Origin of the sequence: Arthrobacter sp. B1805, assembly GCF_002929745.1 — a bacterium.
Lineage (GTDB): Bacteria > Actinomycetota > Actinomycetes > Actinomycetales > Micrococcaceae > Arthrobacter_D.
Window position 1 is genome coordinate 107402 of sequence record NZ_PJIQ01000011.1, and the last position, 16300, is coordinate 123701.

General features: G+C 64.8%; 16 protein-coding genes and 1 riboswitch. Of the genes, 4 read left to right on the forward strand and 12 right to left on the reverse strand.

Annotation, left to right across the window (positions count from 1 at the left end; genetic code table 11):
- Window positions 1–24: 24 nt before the first annotated feature.
- The 7 genes from CXQ96_RS13075 to CXQ96_RS18465 all read right to left on the reverse strand — a co-directional run bounded on the left by CXQ96_RS13075 (window position 25) and on the right by CXQ96_RS18465 (window position 7644).
- Window positions 25–804, reverse strand: a complete 780-nt coding sequence (locus CXQ96_RS13075) for a TlpA disulfide reductase family protein (RefSeq protein ID WP_308662871.1) — start codon at window positions 802–804, stop codon at window positions 25–27.
- A 60-nt stretch (window positions 805–864) separates the two neighbouring features.
- A complete protein-coding gene (locus CXQ96_RS13080) occupies window positions 865–1614 on the reverse strand; it encodes a cytochrome c biogenesis CcdA family protein (protein WP_104118454.1) in 750 nt (249 codons plus the stop codon).
- 230 nt (window positions 1615–1844) lie between these two features.
- On the reverse strand, window positions 1845–2816 hold the full coding sequence (locus CXQ96_RS13085) for a F510_1955 family glycosylhydrolase (protein ID WP_146070898.1): 972 nt from the start codon (window positions 2814–2816) through the stop codon (window positions 1845–1847).
- Between the two features lie 386 nt (window positions 2817–3202).
- Window positions 3203–3910: a DUF305 domain-containing protein gene (locus CXQ96_RS13090; protein ID WP_104118456.1), complete on the reverse strand. Its 708-nt coding sequence runs from the start codon at window positions 3908–3910 to the stop codon at window positions 3203–3205.
- Between the two features lie 262 nt (window positions 3911–4172).
- Entirely contained in the window at window positions 4173–4730 is a 558-nt protein-coding gene (locus CXQ96_RS18665) for a hypothetical protein (RefSeq protein ID WP_219816147.1), read from the reverse strand.
- Window positions 4731–5098: 368 nt separating this feature from the next.
- On the reverse strand, window positions 5099–7087 hold the full coding sequence (locus CXQ96_RS13100; protein WP_258059119.1) for a copper-translocating P-type ATPase: 1989 nt from the start codon (window positions 7085–7087) through the stop codon (window positions 5099–5101).
- Window positions 7088–7431: 344 nt separating this feature from the next.
- Window positions 7432–7644 (reverse strand): heavy-metal-associated domain-containing protein, encoded by a 213-nt coding sequence (locus tag CXQ96_RS18465; RefSeq protein ID WP_181036466.1) that lies wholly within the window; start codon window positions 7642–7644, stop codon window positions 7432–7434.
- A 443-nt stretch (window positions 7645–8087) separates the two neighbouring features.
- Between CXQ96_RS18465 and CXQ96_RS13110 the strand changes: the two genes are divergently transcribed.
- Window positions 8088–8495 (forward strand): four-helix bundle copper-binding protein, encoded by a 408-nt coding sequence (locus CXQ96_RS13110; protein ID WP_104118459.1) that lies wholly within the window; start codon window positions 8088–8090, stop codon window positions 8493–8495.
- 225 nt (window positions 8496–8720) lie between these two features.
- Here the strand turns inward: CXQ96_RS13110 and CXQ96_RS13115 are convergent, their stop codons facing one another.
- The 4 genes from CXQ96_RS13115 to CXQ96_RS13130 all read right to left on the reverse strand — a co-directional run bounded on the left by CXQ96_RS13115 (window position 8721) and on the right by CXQ96_RS13130 (window position 12614).
- On the reverse strand, window positions 8721–9203 hold the full coding sequence (locus CXQ96_RS13115) for a hypothetical protein (protein WP_104118460.1): 483 nt from the start codon (window positions 9201–9203) through the stop codon (window positions 8721–8723).
- Window positions 9200–11725, reverse strand: coding sequence for a cation-translocating P-type ATPase (locus CXQ96_RS13120; RefSeq protein ID WP_104118461.1), 2526 nt, complete (start codon window positions 11723–11725; stop codon window positions 9200–9202). Before CXQ96_RS13120 ends, CXQ96_RS13115 begins: the two co-directional genes overlap by 4 nt.
- Before the next feature lie 264 nt (window positions 11726–11989).
- The gene (locus CXQ96_RS13125; protein WP_104118462.1) at window positions 11990–12205 is read right to left on the reverse strand and encodes a heavy-metal-associated domain-containing protein; all 216 of its coding nucleotides are present in this window, start codon (window positions 12203–12205) and stop codon (window positions 11990–11992) included.
- 88 nt (window positions 12206–12293) lie between these two features.
- Window positions 12294–12614, reverse strand: coding sequence for a metal-sensitive transcriptional regulator (locus CXQ96_RS13130; RefSeq protein WP_308662875.1), 321 nt, complete (start codon window positions 12612–12614; stop codon window positions 12294–12296).
- A gap of 301 nt (window positions 12615–12915) precedes the next feature.
- Window positions 12916–13119: riboswitch (cyclic di-AMP (ydaO/yuaA leader) on the forward strand.
- A 4-nt stretch (window positions 13120–13123) separates the two neighbouring features.
- Here CXQ96_RS13130 and CXQ96_RS13135 point away from each other — a divergent pair.
- A complete protein-coding gene (locus CXQ96_RS13135; RefSeq protein WP_104118463.1) occupies window positions 13124–14035 on the forward strand; it encodes a LysM peptidoglycan-binding domain-containing protein in 912 nt (303 codons plus the stop codon).
- A gap of 149 nt (window positions 14036–14184) precedes the next feature.
- Here the strand turns inward: CXQ96_RS13135 and CXQ96_RS13140 are convergent, their stop codons facing one another.
- On the reverse strand, window positions 14185–14781 hold the full coding sequence (locus CXQ96_RS13140; protein ID WP_104118464.1) for a TetR/AcrR family transcriptional regulator: 597 nt from the start codon (window positions 14779–14781) through the stop codon (window positions 14185–14187).
- A 334-nt stretch (window positions 14782–15115) separates the two neighbouring features.
- On the opposite strand from CXQ96_RS13140, the gene CXQ96_RS13145 reads away from it, so the two are divergent.
- Entirely contained in the window at window positions 15116–15616 is a 501-nt protein-coding gene (locus CXQ96_RS13145; RefSeq protein WP_104118480.1) for a DUF2269 domain-containing protein, read from the forward strand.
- Window positions 15617–16214: 598 nt separating this feature from the next.
- Window positions 16215–16300: DUF808 family protein (locus CXQ96_RS19105; RefSeq protein WP_146070899.1), on the forward strand; the 86-nt coding region annotated here is incomplete at its 3' end.

The window sequence follows — 16300 nt, forward strand, 5'->3', positions numbered from 1 at the left end:
CCCTGTCCCGCGTCGGGCTTCGTGTCAGCTGACATGGTTCCGGTCCTGCTGCTCATCGACCCCGCGCACGAATGACATCCCTGCCCTAAGCCCTATGACCGTTGTTGCTGGTGTGTGGGAGAGGGCGTTGGTTTTGGCGGTGGTGCTAGCGGTGGCTGTGGGGGTGTTAAGGGCGTCGCTGATCAGGGTGCGCAGGGTCGTTTCGTCGGCGACGCCGAGGATCCGTGCTGCGACTCTGCCCTGCCGGTCCAAGACGAGGGTGGTGGGGACGGCCTGGGGTGGTACGTAGTCGGTGAGCTGGAGCAGCAGCTTTCCGTTGCGGTCCTCGAAACTCGGGTAGGTGATGCCGAAGGTCCGCTCGAATGCTTCCGCGGTCGGCTTCTCATCGCGGACGTTCACCCCATAGAAGCGCACACCATCGGGGGTGAATCGTTCACTGAGTTGCTGGAGGGAAGGCGCTTCCACTCGGCACGGGGCGCAGGCCGCGTACCAGACGTTCAGAACGACGACGTCTCCGCTCCAGTCACCGGAGGTGACCGGAGTCCCGTCGAACAGGGTTCCCTGCACGTCCAAGGGTTCGCTGCGCTCCTCCGGCGCGTATTCGGCCACTGACCCGTCCCCGGCGATGTAGTTCTTGTTATCGCCGGCGCGGGCCTGGTCGGCGAGATCATCGTTGGCTGTTGCGCAGCCGGCGAGAACGAGGCAGGAAGCGACCAGCATCGCCGCGGCGCGACGGGACCACACGGTGGCCCGTGCCGGGCGAGGTACGACCGACAGTATGGTCGGGTGGGGGTGGTATTTCACGAAGGTTCCCTCCGGTTGTAGAGGTACGGGAGTGGACGGCCCGGCGCGCCGGCGGTGTCCTTAGATGGGGGTGAGGAAAGTGCCGGCAAGGTTCTGCAGTTGGTAGATCCACAGCATCCACACACCGGTGACCATGAGCGCTCCGACGAGAATCAGTAGGGACCCGCCGATGATGTTGAAGACACGGATGTGGCGGCGGACGAAGGCCAAGGCGGTCGTGACCCATTGGACTCCCAGGGCGACGAGGACGAAGGGGATCCCGAGACCGAGGCAGTACACGAATCCCAGGACAGCTCCCCGCCACGCGGTGCCCGTCGTGGTGCTCAGCGCCAGGACAGCGCTGAGGGTCGGACCCATGCACGGTGTCCAGCCGAGACCGAAAACGACACCCAGCAGGGGTGCTCCGGCGACCCCTGTTTTCGGGCGCCACGTGATTTTCGCTGTCCGCTGGAGGAACGAGACCCTGCCAACGAGGGCCAGGCCCATCACGATCACGAACAGGCCCAGGACCCGGATGAGTGGGTCCTGCCAGCGCAGCAGCCAGGATCCCATGACTCCGAACGCCGCCCCGTACAGGGTGAACACGAGCGCGAATCCGAGGATGAACAGAGCCACCCCGGTTAGTACCCGTCTGCGGTTGTCCGGCCGTCCCGGTTCGGTGAGCCCTGAGACGTAGCCGAGGTACCCGGGGACCAGCGGCAGGATGCACGGGGAGAGGAAGGACACGATCCCGGCTGTCATCGCCAGCGGAATCGCCGCGAGCAGGGCCCCGGACTGAACAGTGTCGGCGAAGAACTCACCAACGGTCATGGCAGTCTCCCCGAGCTGAGGGGCGTATGCCCGCCGTCCATCGTCACGCCCGTCTTGATGCCCGTTGTCCTGTCCGCAACTACGTCGGTGCTCGGACCAGGTTCTCCGCTCGTGCCGGTGGCCACTTCCACCTGCAGATCACCCACCACATCACTGGTCGAGGAGTTAGCCGGGTGATTGGCCTGGTGGTGGTACGGGTGGTTGGTGAGGTGGGTTTGAGGCAGCACGTGTCAGGCGCCGCCAGCATCGATGACGGTGGTGAAGGTCATGCCGTTGTCGACTGACTTCTCCAATCCGTTCTCCGTCGTTACCCAGACTTCCATGCCGTTGGTCGTCCGTTTCGTGGTGACCGCTGAGGGCTGCGCAGAAACTTTCCCGGCCTGCTCCCAGGTGATGCCGGCATCTGTGCTGGTCAGGACGTCACCGGCGGGAAGCACGCCGATGAGGTCCGAGCCGTCGGTGACGGCGGCTACCAGGACGACCGGGGCATCTGGTTCCTTCGTCCAGGTCTTTCCTGCATCCTCGGACCGGTAAATACCATCTTCGGTCGTCGCGACCGCGAGCTCCGTGGCAGGGTTCCCGGCCAGGGTGTAGGGGCTGATCTGCGTGGTCGCGTCGGTCCAGGAGCTGCCGTCCTTGCTGACCCGCAGGGTGCCGTCGAACCCGATGATCCCCTGGTAGGTGGTGGTCAGGGTATGGAAGTCAGACTCGCCACCACGGGCAACCTGCGACCAGGTGAGCCCATCGGTGGAGCTGATCAGTCCCACTGGGTTAGGCAGATCGACGCCGGGACCCGGGTGGCCGGAAGCGAAGTAGGTTCCGTCGCTACCGACGGTGAAGCCCATCAGATCAATCGTCTGCCCCATGGGTTCGGCGGACTCACCGTTGACCGTGAAAAGGCCCTCGTGAGAGGCGATCAGCACCGATTGCGTATCAGGGTCCACCGCCAGCCCATGGACGTGGGAGGGATACGGCTGGGCCGATGCGGCCGACCCTGCACCGTCATCGCCGACCGCTGAGCCGGCTGCCGAGCCGGCTGTTGAATCGGTCGATGACGTGCACGCCACAGTCCCCAACGTCAGGGCGAGGGAGACCCCGACCAGGGCGCGCCGGCGCCAGGCACGGGGCACACGTCCCGCAGCAAGGAAAGCAGGCGAGGAAGCAGCGGAGGACGGAGTGGGAGAAGCAGTGGGGGAAGTCATGGGGTGATGTATCCGATCAAAGGGTGCGTCCCTGCTGGTGCTGCCGTCGGTGCTCGGTGTACTCGGTGTTTGTCGGGTATACCGGGCTGGCCGGGGTGTTCCAGGGGAATGCGTAGGGCGCGGGCAGCACGCGACGGGCAGGAATGCCCGTGAGGATGGCTGGGTGTCCCGCTCGAGAGGTGGGGGAGTGATTTCAGGTCAGGAAGCGTGGGCCTCGAAAAGGGGCCGCGGAGTGAAGCAGCTTGGAGATGTCATTGGCCGGGCTGCCGGGACCCGCCGCCATGGTGGTGGCAGCGGGCCCCGGTTCAGGCTCCGGCGATCGAGGTATCAGCGAGCAGCTGGTCAATCAGCCGAGTTGCCGGGCCTCAGTGATGAGGGGTGTGGTGTCAGCGCTGCTCGAGCAGTGCTGTCATCTCCTCGATCTCTGCCTGCTGGGTTTCCACGATGGTCTCGGCCATCTCGATCGCCTCGGGGAACATGCCGTCCTCGATTTCCTGCTGGGCCATCTGCACAGCCCCGCGGTGGTGGGCGATCATCGACTCCAGGAACAGGGTTTCGGCTTCAACGCCTTCAGCAGTGCCAAGCGCCGCCATGTCCTCGTCGCTCATCATGCCCTCCATCGACCCCATGCCCTCCATGGATTCCCCCTCGCCCATGGAACCCATGTCGTGGCCTTCCACGCCGCCCTCGGGCTCCTCGGGCTCACCCCAGGCTTCCAGCCAGGTGGTGAGCTGCTCGATCTCAGGTTCCTGGGCGGCAGCGATGCGGGTCGCGAGGTCGGTCACAGCCGGGTCGATACCCTCCTTCTCGAGGAGCATGTTGCTCATCTCCACGGCCTGCCGGTGGTGGGGCAACATCATCTGCGCGAACATCACATCCGCGTCGTTGTGCTCGGCCATGTCCTCGGCGGATGCGGTGGAGGTTGCTTCTGAGGTGGCCCCCGCAGAGGCACTCGGGGTGGCCTCCGCCGCAGCGGAGCTTTCTTCGCCCATGTCCATGCCCTCCATGCTCCCGCCCGAGGATGAACCACAGGCGGACAGGGTGATGAGAGCGGCGGCGGACAGGGCGGTAAGTGATGCGAAACGGTGCTTCATGAGAACAGTCCTTCGGTATGTGAATACACGGGTTCAGGAAAGAAACGATTGGTCGGTGTTCCCACGACGACGGCTGCCTTGTGCATCCTCTGGCGCCACTCATACCGTCCGCGCGCAGAGTTCGTTCTGAGCGGGAGGCGGTACCGATGGAAAGGCGGTACCTGGATGGTGTTGAGGCGAGAGCCCGGCTATGACAGAGCCGGCAAGTGCACAGGCGTGTGAGGCGGGAACAGGAGGAAGCCGCGAAGGGGCCTCCCAGTGTTTATGTGCGACTGATCGAGAGCTGAACCAAGGAAACTGTTTGCGCTCTGAAAGGAAGAGTGAAGGCCAGTGATGGGGGGCCGCGACGGATCAGGGTGCCGCGTAGGAGCGCGGAACGAAGCCCCAGGAAACCTGCGAGACCAATGATCAGCAGCGCGATCATGCACATGGCGTCCACCATGGAGTGCCCGTTCGGGCAGGTCAGCTCACACAGGGAGCCGTCGGCAGAGCCATGGCCATCCGCAGCGGAACCGACCATCACTGCTGCACCTACTGCTGAGCCTGCTTGCATATCTGCATCCGGAGCGGCTGTTTCGGTCGTCACGAGGGTCCCGGAGGCTTCCGAAGCGGTGGGTGCAGAAGCGACGGTGTGAGCGGGAGCAGTATGGGTGGAAGCCGTGCTGCCTGCTGGCTCACCGATGCTCGGGCTGATCCATAGGTGCATCGCCAGTACCCCGACCAAAAGAGTCAGAAGCCGCAGGGTCCATGTCAAGGACACGAGGGTTCCAGTTGCGGAGGATCGCTGGAATTGAGGAACGGTGAGCAGCAAATCTTTCACTGTGTGTTCGTCCCTCCCCTCATCCTTCAGCCATCCTTCAACTCAAAATAATACCCAGGCGGGGTACACCCTCAGGGCCGGCATCAGGTTTGACCTCCACAACAACAGTAGGGGCCCGACACCCGATGAGGCCAAGCGGCGGATTCCTGCCGGGGCCCAGCTCGCATGTCCTTCAGTATCCGGAAGCCAGCCCGTGCACGTTGGTGCAACTGTTCCACCCGCTCCCTGCCCAACGACCCACCGGCACTGGTGGTGCCCGGGGTAAGCCCTGTCGCCACAGCCTTCCCACCGGTGTCCGCCGCTTCTCATAAGTGCTGGATGCGGGCGAGGACGCCGGTGGACAGGCAGCGGTAGGACCGGCGTGGGAGCTAGGCCGTGGTGCTGATCCGTTCCGGGTCGAGGTTGATCCGGCGGAGTAGTTGGGCGTTGAGGGCCACGACGATGGTGGACACGCTCATCAGGACCGCGCCGGCGGCCGGGGAGAGCAGGATCCCCGCGAACGCCAGCACCCCTGCGGCCAGAGGAACGGCGAGCACGTTGTACCCGGTGGCCCAGACGAGGTTCTGGATCATCTTCCGGTAGCTGGCCCTGGACAGGTCGATCATCGCCAGCACCGCGCGCGGGTCGTTCCCGGCGAGAACGACACCGGCAGACTCCATCGCCACATCCGTTCCCGCCCCGATCGCGATACCGACCTCGGCCCGAGCAAGGGCTGGGGCGTCGTTCACGCCGTCGCCAACCATCGCAACTTTCAGGCCCCGGGACTGCAGTTCGGTGACCTTGGAGTCCTTGTCCTGCGGCAGGACATCGGCGAACACCTCATCGATGCCCAACTCCTGACCGACGACGTCGGCGACCTGCCGTGCGTCCCCGGTGATCATCGCGACCTTCACCCCACGGTCCTGCAGAGCCTTCACGGCGGCACGGGATTCCTCCCGCACCTTGTCCTCGAGCCGGACCGCACCGATCACGGAACCGTCGCGGATGACATGCAGCACGGACGCTCCCCGTCCAACCCATTCCTGCACCGTCCCAGCGATGTCCGCGGGCGTGCCGAGTCCGAGCTCTTTGAGCATGTTCGGTCCGCCCACAGCGACGTCATGGCCGCTCACAGCGGCCCGCACACCGCGCCCGGTCATGGAACTGAAACCCGTGCCCGTGTAGCCGAGGTTCGCCGCTGCCGGGTTGGTCTGGGCGGCGGTGACGATGGCGCGGGCGACCGGGTGCTCACTGTCGGCTTCCGCGGCCCCCGCCAGGGCCAGGAGCTCGGCCTCGCTGACACCGGTGACCGTAGTGGTCGCGGTGACGGCATGTCGTCCTTCAGTGAGGGTGCCGGTCTTGTCGAACAGGACGACGTCGATGGTGCGCATGCGTTCCAGGGCGATGCGGTTCTTGATCAGCACCCCGGCCCTCGCAGCGCGTTCGGTGGAGATCGCGATCACCAGCGGAATCGCCAGGCCCAGGGCATGTGGGCAGGCGATCACCAGGACCGTGACGGTGCGGATCACTGCATCATCCGGGCTGCCGAGGAGCATCCACGCAATGAACGTCAGGATGCCGGCGCCGAGCGCGAAGTAGAACAGCAGGGCCGCGGCCCTATCGGCGAGGGCCTGCGCCCTCGAGGAGGAGGCTTGCGCTTCCGCGACCAGTCGCTGAATCCCGGCGAGGGTGGTGTCCGCGCCGACCGCGGTGACCTGTACTCGGACGGCGTTGTCGGTCGCTACGGTTCCGGCGACGACGGTCTCACCGATGGTGCGGGACACGGTGCGGGATTCGCCGGTGATCATCGCCTCGTCGAACTCCGCGACACCGTCGATGATCTGCCCGTCCGCGGGCACCCGGGCGCCGGAACGCACGAGGACCACGTCCCCGGTAACCAGGGAGCTCACCGGAACGGTTTCGACTATTGCGTTGGTTCCAGTGCCGGTGACCCTGTCGGCTTCGTCGGGGAGCAGTGCGGCCAGGGCGTCGAGGGCCCCGGCGGCCGAGCCGAGGGCCCTCATCTCCATCCAATGACCCAGCAGCATGATGACCACCAGCAGGGCGAGCTCCCACCAGAAGTCCAGGTCGAACTCGCCGATCCGCAGCGTAGTGACCCAGGAGGCGATGAACGCGACGCTGATCGCCATCGCGATCAGCAGCATCATGCCCGGCTGCCGGGACCTCAGCTCCGTCACCCCGCCCTTGAGGAACGGGGCCCCGCCGTAGACGAAGATGACCGTGCCCAGGATCGGGGCGATCCACGGCGAGCCCGGGAACTCGGGCGGCATGTACCCGAAGAGCATGGTGAACATCGGGCTGAACGCGACCACGGGGATCGCGAGGACCAGGCTGAGCCAGAACTTGTTCTTGAACATCGCCGTTGAATGCCCCGCATGCTCCCCATGCGCATGGACCTGATGATCATCCTCCGCCGCCCCGCCCAAATGCCCGGCGGGATCGGAGTGCCCTGCGTGGGCGGTGTGGCCGGTGGGGTGCTGTGTTTCGGCGAGAGCGGAGTGGGCGTCTGCCTGAGGCATGGCCTGGCCGTGGGTGGTGTGGGCATCATCGCTGCCGTTGACTGCAGCTTCCGTGACGGTGGGTGTGATGGTGGGACTGGGGGAGCCCTGGTGGTGATTGTGATGGTGTGCGTTGTTCGTCATGATCAAACCTCTCCTGGCACCGCCTGGGTGCCCTGATGGTGCTGGGTCCTCCTGCTGAATCAGCTGGTGAGGAGCCGGTAGCCGGCTTTCTCCACTGCCGATGTGATAGCTGACGAATTGACGGACTCAGCACTGATGACGGTGAGCGTCGAGGTGCCGCCCGGTACGAGGTCGATCCGCACGTTGCGGACTCCCTCGAGGGCAGTGACGGCACCGCTGACGCGGGACGCGCAGGAACCGCAGGTGAGGCCGGTGAGCGCGAAGTCGGCCACTGTCTCCTCCGTGTTGGGTTGCTGGGCAGGCGTGGCAGTGTCCCGTGGGGCGCAGCAGGCACAACCGGCAGGCTCTTTCTCGGTAAGGGTCAGGGGAGAGGACGTGGAAGTGGGTGTGCTGCACATGAGAAGAACCTCCGGAAGTGGGGCATGAGGATGTAGGAACCGCCGATGGACGCCATCTGCACCTACTGGGCTCCCCGCGGTGAAGTCTTCGGGAGTTCAGCTTCAGCGGGAGCGGCTTGGTGTCGTGTCCAACAACCCCAAAATTATACCCCCAGGGGGTATATGTCAAGGGGTTTATTGGTTCTTCCCGTCCGACTCGTATTGCTCGCTTGCGGGGCGGACCAGGGGCTAGCGTCACTGGCAGGGGTGAGCCCGAAGAACGTCCCCTCATTCACCTCCGTCTGTATCAATTCGACTAACGAAGAAGGAGAAGTTCCATGACGCACATCACTTCTATGCTCGAGACGTATCCGAAGGACCTTGGTGGTATTGACCGGAAAAAGCTCGCCGAGTGCATTGCGGCCTGTTTCGAGTGCGCGCAGACCTGTACGGCCTGCGCGGATGCGTGCCTGAGCGAGGAGATGGTCGCCGAACTCACCAAATGTATTCGTACGAATGCTGACTGCGCCGATATCTGCACGACGACCGGCCGGGTGCTGTCACGGCATACCGGTTACGACGCGAACATCACCCGCGCGATCCTGCTGGCCTGCGAAGTGGCATGCAAGGCCTGCGCGGATGAGTGCGAGCAGCACGCAGGAATGCATGAGCACTGCCGGATTTGCGCCGAAGCGTGCCGGCGCTGCGAAACAGCGTGCCGGGAACTCGCCGCAACCCTCGGATAGCTCACGACTCCACAGGATCAACACTGCCCAGCCGGCTGATCTGTCGGCCACCCGGCTGGAGATGATCATGGGCAGTTCTGAATTACGGCGCCGGCTTCTATAGCTGCAGGTTTCGCAGGTTCGCAGGGTGGGTAACGAAGTGCTGCGGGGAAGCGCGGCACCGCCAGTGCAGCTGACTGTGCAGCTGGGTATGCGGCTCGGTATGCGGCTGGATATGCGGCTCGGTTAGGCAGGCTGGGTTGTTTCGTGGTGGAGTGTTGCTGCCGTGCGCAGTGCCTGCCGCGCGCGTTTGCGGTCTCCGGCGGTGTCGTAGGCGCAGGAGAGCCGGTACCAGGTGCGCCAGTCATCCGGTGCCTGTTCCGCGGCGGCCTTGGCCTGCTGGAAGTGTTCATCGGCGGCTTTACGGTCGATCCGGCCAGCAGGGGAGCGTGGCAGGTCATCGACGGTCAATCCGCCCTCGCGTTCGAGGATGCGCGCCATCGCCTGTGCCCTGAAGCCGAACCGGAGCTCGTGGGTGAGCGCCCATATGCAGATCAGCGGTATTAGCAGGTATGCGGCCCCCACCGACTTCGCCACGAGGTCCGGGTCGCCCAGCAAAGTGAAGCTGCGCTGGAAGGCGACGGCGAGCCAGAAAATGCCCAGCGCGCTAACGAGCAGCACACCGATTTTTGGCCGTGTCACCGCTGAAATACGGGTTGGCCCGTTCATCGCTCGAGGCTTCCGGTGCTCTGCGTCGCCCTTGGTCCAGCCTCTGATGCGGTGTTCTGTGGGGTGTTGGGGGTGGTGTTATGGGTGGTGTTGTGGGTGGTGCCGAAGGAGCGCAGGCGCAGGGAGTTGGCGACGACGAGCACGGAACTGGCGGCCATGGCCGCGCCGGCCAGCATGGGGTTGAGTAAACCCAGGGCGGCGACGGGGATGCCGACGGCATTGTAGAAGAACGCCCAGAACAGATTGGTTTTGATCGTGGACAGGGTCCTGCGGGAGAGCTCGATGGCTTGGGCGACCTGTTCCAGGCTGCTTCCCATCACCGTTAGGTCGGCTGCTTCGATCGCCACGTCCGTGCCGGAACCCATGGCGATGCCCAGGTCCGCCTGGGCGAGGGCGGCTGCGTCATTGACGCCGTCTCCCGCCATGGCCACTGTCGCTCCGGCGTCCTGCAGTTTCTTCACTGCGTCGACTTTCTGGTGGGGCAGCACCTCGGCCATGACGTGTTCGGGCGCGATGCCCACCTCGGCGGCAACTTTTTCGGCCACTGCGCGGTTGTCGCCGGTGAGCAGCATGGGCGTGAGCCCGAGTTCCTTGAACCGGGTGATGGCCGATGCCGAGCCGGTCTTGACGGTGTCGAAGAGACTGATCAGTCCTTCGGGTGTCCCGTCGAGGGCGACCCAGACCACTGTGGCTCCTGCTTGCTGCAGGGAAGTCAGGCAAGCGCGGTGGTCAGCGGTGATCGTGATGTTGTTCTCGGTCAGCCAGGTCGCGGTCCCAGCCACTACAGTGCGGCCGTTGACGGTGCCGCGCACGCCTCCGCCTGCCGCGCTGGTGAAGTCCTCGACGGCAGCGAGCCGGCCCTGACGGGCTGCTGCTGCGGCTATGGCTTCAGCGATGGGGTGCTCACTGGCTGCTTCCACAGCCCCGGCGACGGCCAGTACGTCGTCCTCGCTCAGGGAACCCAGAGGGCTGACGGCGGTGACGGAAAGCCTGCCGGCGGTGACGGTCCCGGTCTTGTCGAGCACGATCGTATTTACGGTGCGCGTGTCCTCCAGGACCTGGGGCCCCTTGATGAGGATGCCCAGCTGCGCGCCCCGGCCGGTTCCGGTGAGCAGGCCGACCGGTGTTGCCAGGCCAAGGGCGCACGGGCAGGCGATCACGAGGACGGCGACGGCCGCGGTGAACGCTGAGCCCGTATCCCCGGTGAGGACCATCCACATCACGAAGGTCAGGACGGCGATGAGCAAAACGATGGGCACGAAGACTGCGCTGATGCGGTCAGCGAGCCTGGCGATCGGTGCTTTGCCGCTCTGCGCGGCGCTGACGAGGCGTCCCATTTGCGCCAGGGTTGTCTCGCTGCCGACCCTGGTGGCTTTGACCAGCAGGCGTCCGCTGGTGTTCATCGTCGCGCCGATCACCGTGTCATCCGGGCCGACCTCGGTGGGAACGGACTCACCGGTGATGAGGGAAGTGTCGATCGCGCTGCGGCCCTCGATGACGAAACCGTCGGTGGCTACCTTTTCGCCCGGCCGGACGACGAAGACGTCTCCGGGAGTCAGGGATGCTGTCGGAACTTTCACTTCTACCCCGTCGCGCAGGACGGTTGCTTCCTTCGCGCCAAGGTTCAGCAGTGCTTTGAGCGCGTTTCCTGCGCGCTGTTTTGCGTTGGCTTCCAGGAACCGGCCCAGCAGCAGGAAGGTTGTGACGACGGCCGCCACTTCGAAGTAGAGGCTGTGGGCGCTCATGTCCATGCCGGTGTGGGCGGTCAGCATCGGATCAGCGATGAGCTGCCAGGTGGAGTACAGGAATGCCGCGGCGACACCGATGGACACCAGGGTGTCCATGGTGGATGAGAGGTGGCGGGCGTTGATTGCGGCCGCCCGGTGGAACGGCCAGGCCGCCCAGGTGACCACGGGCAGGGAAAGGAGAAGGGCAGCCCACCCCCAGTGCGGGAACTGGGTTGCGGGCAGCATCGAGATGATCGTTACCGGGATGGTGAAACCGGCTGCGATGATGAGGCGCCGTTTCAGGGACCTGATTTTTCTCTCCGCGGCTGAGACTTTCGCGTCATCCCCGGACGTGGCGGCGTCAACGGTTTCCCGTGATTCGGCGAATCCGCCTAGCCCCGACGGCGCGTTCCCCTCCGGTCCCGGACCGAGCCGGTGGCCGGGCTCGGCTACACCGTCAGAGTCATCGCCGGCACCAGTAGACGAAGGACCTGCAGGGGTGGCCACGCGGGTTGCCGTGGCTTCGGTAGGGGCCGGTCGAGCCGGTTGGCCGGCGCTGCGTAGGGTCGCCTTGTAGCCGATGGCGTTGACGGTGTCGATGATCTGGGAGACGCTCACGCCCTCGGGTACCGTGACGGTCGCGGACTCGAGTGGGAGATTCACCGAGGCCTGAACGCCCTCGATTTTCCCGAGCTTACGTTCCACCCGGCTTACGCAGGACGCGCAGGTCATGCCCTCGATGTCGAGATCGATGATCTGTCCGGCGGTGGTGCCCACGCCTGTGTCGGTGCTCATGCGTCTAGTTCCTTGCCGTGGCTTCGATGACGTGCTGTGGGTGAGGTGCCTCTGGTGAGGCACGGTGCTCGATGGCACCGCTGGACGAGGTCGGGATGTACTGCTTCGCTGGCCCTGTCCTACCGCTTGCCTGGCGGTGCCAGGGGTTCATTGCAGTAATGGCGCCCGAAGATCCTCGTGCCGACTCCTCCGCTAAGGTGGACTGTGCCCTGCACGGGTGCGGTGGGGATCCCGTTCGGGATGCAGGCTGTGGTGGGGTGAGGGTCAGCTGTTGACGACCGTGTAACCGGCGGTCTCTACTGCTTTGCTCAGCACTGTCGGATCGGGCTCCGCGTCGGCGGTGATCGTCGCTGTGGAGACCCCACCGACGTTGAGCTGCACCTCGACCTCCTCGACCCCGGGCACGCCGGAGAGTTCCTCCTTGACCGACGAGACGCAGTGGCCACAGGTCATACCGGTGATGTTGATGGTCGTTTGCATGGGATGTTCTCTTTCTCGGCAGTAAGGGGGGAATGGGATCTGGCACCCGGCAGGGTTGCCCGGAGCCGGCAGGGCTGCCGGCGGACCGTCAACGAAGCAGTCGGCTGATCGCGTCGGTCGCTTCCTTGACCTTCGCGTCGACGGCGGCGGAATCCCCGGACTGGGTGGATTCATGGGCGGCTCCGACAACGCAGTGCGCAATGTGCTCTTCGAGCAAGCCGATGCTCACCGCGTGCAGGGCCTTATTGATAGCCGCGACCTGGGTGAGGATGTCGATGCAGTATTTGTCTTCATCGACCATGCGGGCGATACCGCGCACCTGGCCCTCGATGCGCTTGAGCCTGCGGAGGTAGGCGTCCTTGTCCGCGGTGTATCCCCGCTGAACGAGAGCCTCAATTTCGGTGGTCACGTCGTTCCTTTCGACAACAAAAATATATACCCCTTGGGGGTATATAAACAAGAGGGGTGAGGTGAGATCTTCTTCACGCCTTCATCATCCCCTGTTTCGCTCTGGAAAGGTGCCTCAGGCTACGGGAGTGCGGGTGCGCCCTTGACATGGCGGGCTGCCGCAAAGCCTGCCCCTGGCCACGCTTCCACGGAGCGCGGCGTGTCGCGCCCGGCGTTTCCCTCGCGTTCGTTACCCCAACGTGACATTTCATACCAGCGGGGGGTATTGTCATCGAGTGTTCACAGCACCAGCTGGAACACTCCCGGGCAGAATGCCGAGTCCTGCCGCTGCCGGGGATACGTCCGTTCATATCCGTATGGCAGGAACGGGGGACCCAAGATGTATGGGCCACTACGCGTGGTCCTTGGGGTTAAGTCGCTTCATTTCCGTCCATTGGGATGAAGCGGCCGGGTGCACTCCCATCCGAACCCGACAGCTCACCCCGCAGGCATGGGAGAGGCAACCGACGCATGTCACGAATCACTTCAGCGCGCCACCGCGCCACCGTCAATCACTCGATCGCCCTTGAAGGGCTGTCCTATTCCGCGAAGACCGGCGCTGTAGCGCTGGGCAAGCCGGCCATCATCGCAGCTGCGACCGGCGGTATCGTCTTCGCTGTAGGAGCTCCCGCCCAGGCCGGAACCTACACGCAGGAAGCAGCCAGCACTACCGTTCAGGCTCCCGTCACCGCAGCACCTGTTACGGCGGCTCCCGCTGCAGCAGCCGGCGTCCACACCGTCGTTGCAGGTGACACCATGGGTGGCATCGCCGCCCTGCATGGCATCAGCGTCGACGCGCTCCTGGCGCAGAACGGCCTGTCCTACGCCTCGGTCATCTACCCGGGCCAGCAGATCACCCTTTCCGGTGCTTCCGCTGCTTCGACGTGGGCCCCGGCCGCCGTCAGCCCTGCTGCTGTGCCCGCCGCAGCACCGGCAACCCAGGCCTCCTACACCGCCCCGGCCCCTGCAGCTGCCATTGCTCCTGTAGCGGCTCAGCCCACCTACTCCCTGGCCTCGGCTGCCATCACCCCGATCCAGCCGTCGGCTCCCGCCGGCGATGTCTCGGCAAGCGGTGTCGGTGCGGCCCTGGTCGCCTCGGCCTACGGCCAGCTCGGCTCCATCCAGGACTGCACCATCCTCGTCGAGCGGGCCCTGCGCTCGATCGGCCTGAACGTAGGGGACCTCGGCCCGACACAGTTCTACCAGTACGGCACGGTCGTCTCCACGCCCGCCCCCGGTGACCTGGTCATCCGCCCCGGCCACATCGGCATCTACGTCGGCAACGGCGAAGTCATCAGCAGCGGCATGAACGGTGCGAACCTCACCATCAAGCACCCCCTGTCGGACCTCGCCGGTTCGTCCTTCGTGCGCGTCAACGGCTAACACCCGCTGACCTGAACGCCGTCTCCATAGACTGAGGAAGCGGCAGGTGCCCTGGACGGGGGCGCCTGCCGCTTTTTCTCTGCCCAAAACACCCCACGCCGCTGTCCGCTCCTTATGAGCGCTCACCGGAAGCGGACCTATGGACGTACCTATGGACGTAGTACCAAGCCGTCCACGATCACGCCGACCAGACTGCGGGCTGCATCGGCAGAGGGCAGGGCTGCGGCCGCATTCACAGCGTGCAGGCTGAACAGGGCAAGCTCCCGCGGGGCAATGTCCGAGCGGATACCTCCTCCGGCCTCCTGCGCGCCAGTTTTTACGGCGCTTCCAATCAAGGCCTCAAGAAAGTCGCGCAGATGCTCCTGCGCCTGGGCAGCATGTGGACCTTGGTGCAAGAACGCGGGCGCCTCCGACCTGGATGCTTGCTGCAACATCACCGCGTACGCCTCAAGTACCGACGTCAGCGTCTGAAGCGGGTCCCCACTTCGTTCCGCATGAACGCGCACCTGATCAAGATGAACCAGATGCTGATTCACCTGCCGCTCGTGCCACGCCGCGAGCAACGCTTCCACATCCGGGAAGTACTTATAGAGGGTCGCCCGGGAGATTCCGGCCACGTCAGCAACCTTCGTCATCGACACAGCCGGCACCCCACCCTGACCCACAAGTCGTGCCACCGCATCCAGCACCGCCTCCCGGACAGAGCTCCGGTGTTCCTGCACGGTGTCCTTCCACAACTTCCCCATGTGTTCACCCTACAAAGCGCTCCACCTAATACAACCTGTCCAGCGCCTGTACAGTTTGTATTGAGCAATTAATTGCTGCGCTGAGAGGACTATGCATGGCGGAATCATCGGATCGGCCCCCTATCGATCGGGTCGACACTCGAACCCAAGCTGACCGGCGTCCGCCTCGCCCGCCGATGCCCCGCTGGGTGAAGGTTTTTCTCGTCATCGTCCTGGTTATCGCCGCAGCATTGGTCATCTCCCAGGCGCTGGGCATCCAGCACGGCCCCGGGATGCACGGGGCCCTTGGTGACTCAGCAACCGGTGTTAGCCAAGCCCCTTCGTCTTGATGGTGATGCCCCCGCGCCTGCGCAAGGCGGCCCTCATCCTTCATGTGGGCACGTCCGTCGGGTGGCTTGGTGCCGTCGCGGCGTTCCTCATCCTCGCCATGGCCGCCGCCACGACCCAGGACGAATGGATGACGCGCGCCGCCTACGCCTCGATGGAGACCATCGGGCGGCTGGCCCTCGTGCCCCTGAGTATCGCCTCGCTCGTCACAGGGATCATCCAGTCGCTCGGCACCCCCTGGGGGCTCATCCGCCACTACTGGGTGATCGTGAAACTACTGACTACGGTCCTCGCTACCGTGGTCCTGCTCCTCTATATGGAGACACTCACCCTTCTGGCCGACGCCGCCCGCAACCCCGCCGTGTCCGTCGGACCGGGGGAGTTGCTGCCGAACGCATCCCCCGTCCTCCACGCCGGCGCGGCCCTCATCGTTCTGGGTGTCGCTCTTGGGCTGTCCATTTACAAACCACGCGGACTCACCGGCTTCGGCATCCCTGCCCGCAGGTAATCGTCCCGGGTGAATGCGCTTCGCCTGAGGCCAGTGCGGCCCACGCTTCCTCCGGTGTGCTGAGGTTACCCTCCGGGCCACGCTGAAGGACCAGAATGGTTTCCTCGCCCGAATCCTGTGAATCGAGGTACCTGGGGGTGCTCTCTGAACCCGCGGGTGGTCACAAGGTTGTTCCAAGGGGTTATCCCACCTTTGGAACACGGCCCGGGTAATATTCCGGGTCACGAGCGGAGGCAGCGCATGCCAGGACACTCCACCACACGTCGGAGGTAGCGATCCATTCGAAACACGGGTGCTCAACGAGCGGTTATTCGGTCCGCGGGCCAGAGCTGTCTGCCCCCTGCACCATCGACTAAGTGGGGACCCGGCGGGAACTCAGAGCCTCCCATCGGCAATTTCCACGTCCCTGCCCACAGCATCAAGGAGTACCTGCATCTAATGGGCATCCGTTTCGACCACGCACCAGAGCCGTTCTCGAACGCACGCCGTTCCCCGTCGCCGAACGACCGCCACCGTACACTCCGAGGATGTTGATCATGCCCAATGACCGACGTATCCATGACCCGTCGTCCGACCTCGACACGTGGAGGGGCGAGTTGTGAGCGGTGGTCTCGTCGCGCTTTTGGACGACGTCGCCGCCCTGGCCCGCATTGCAGCTGCCTCGATGGACGACGTCGCTGCCGG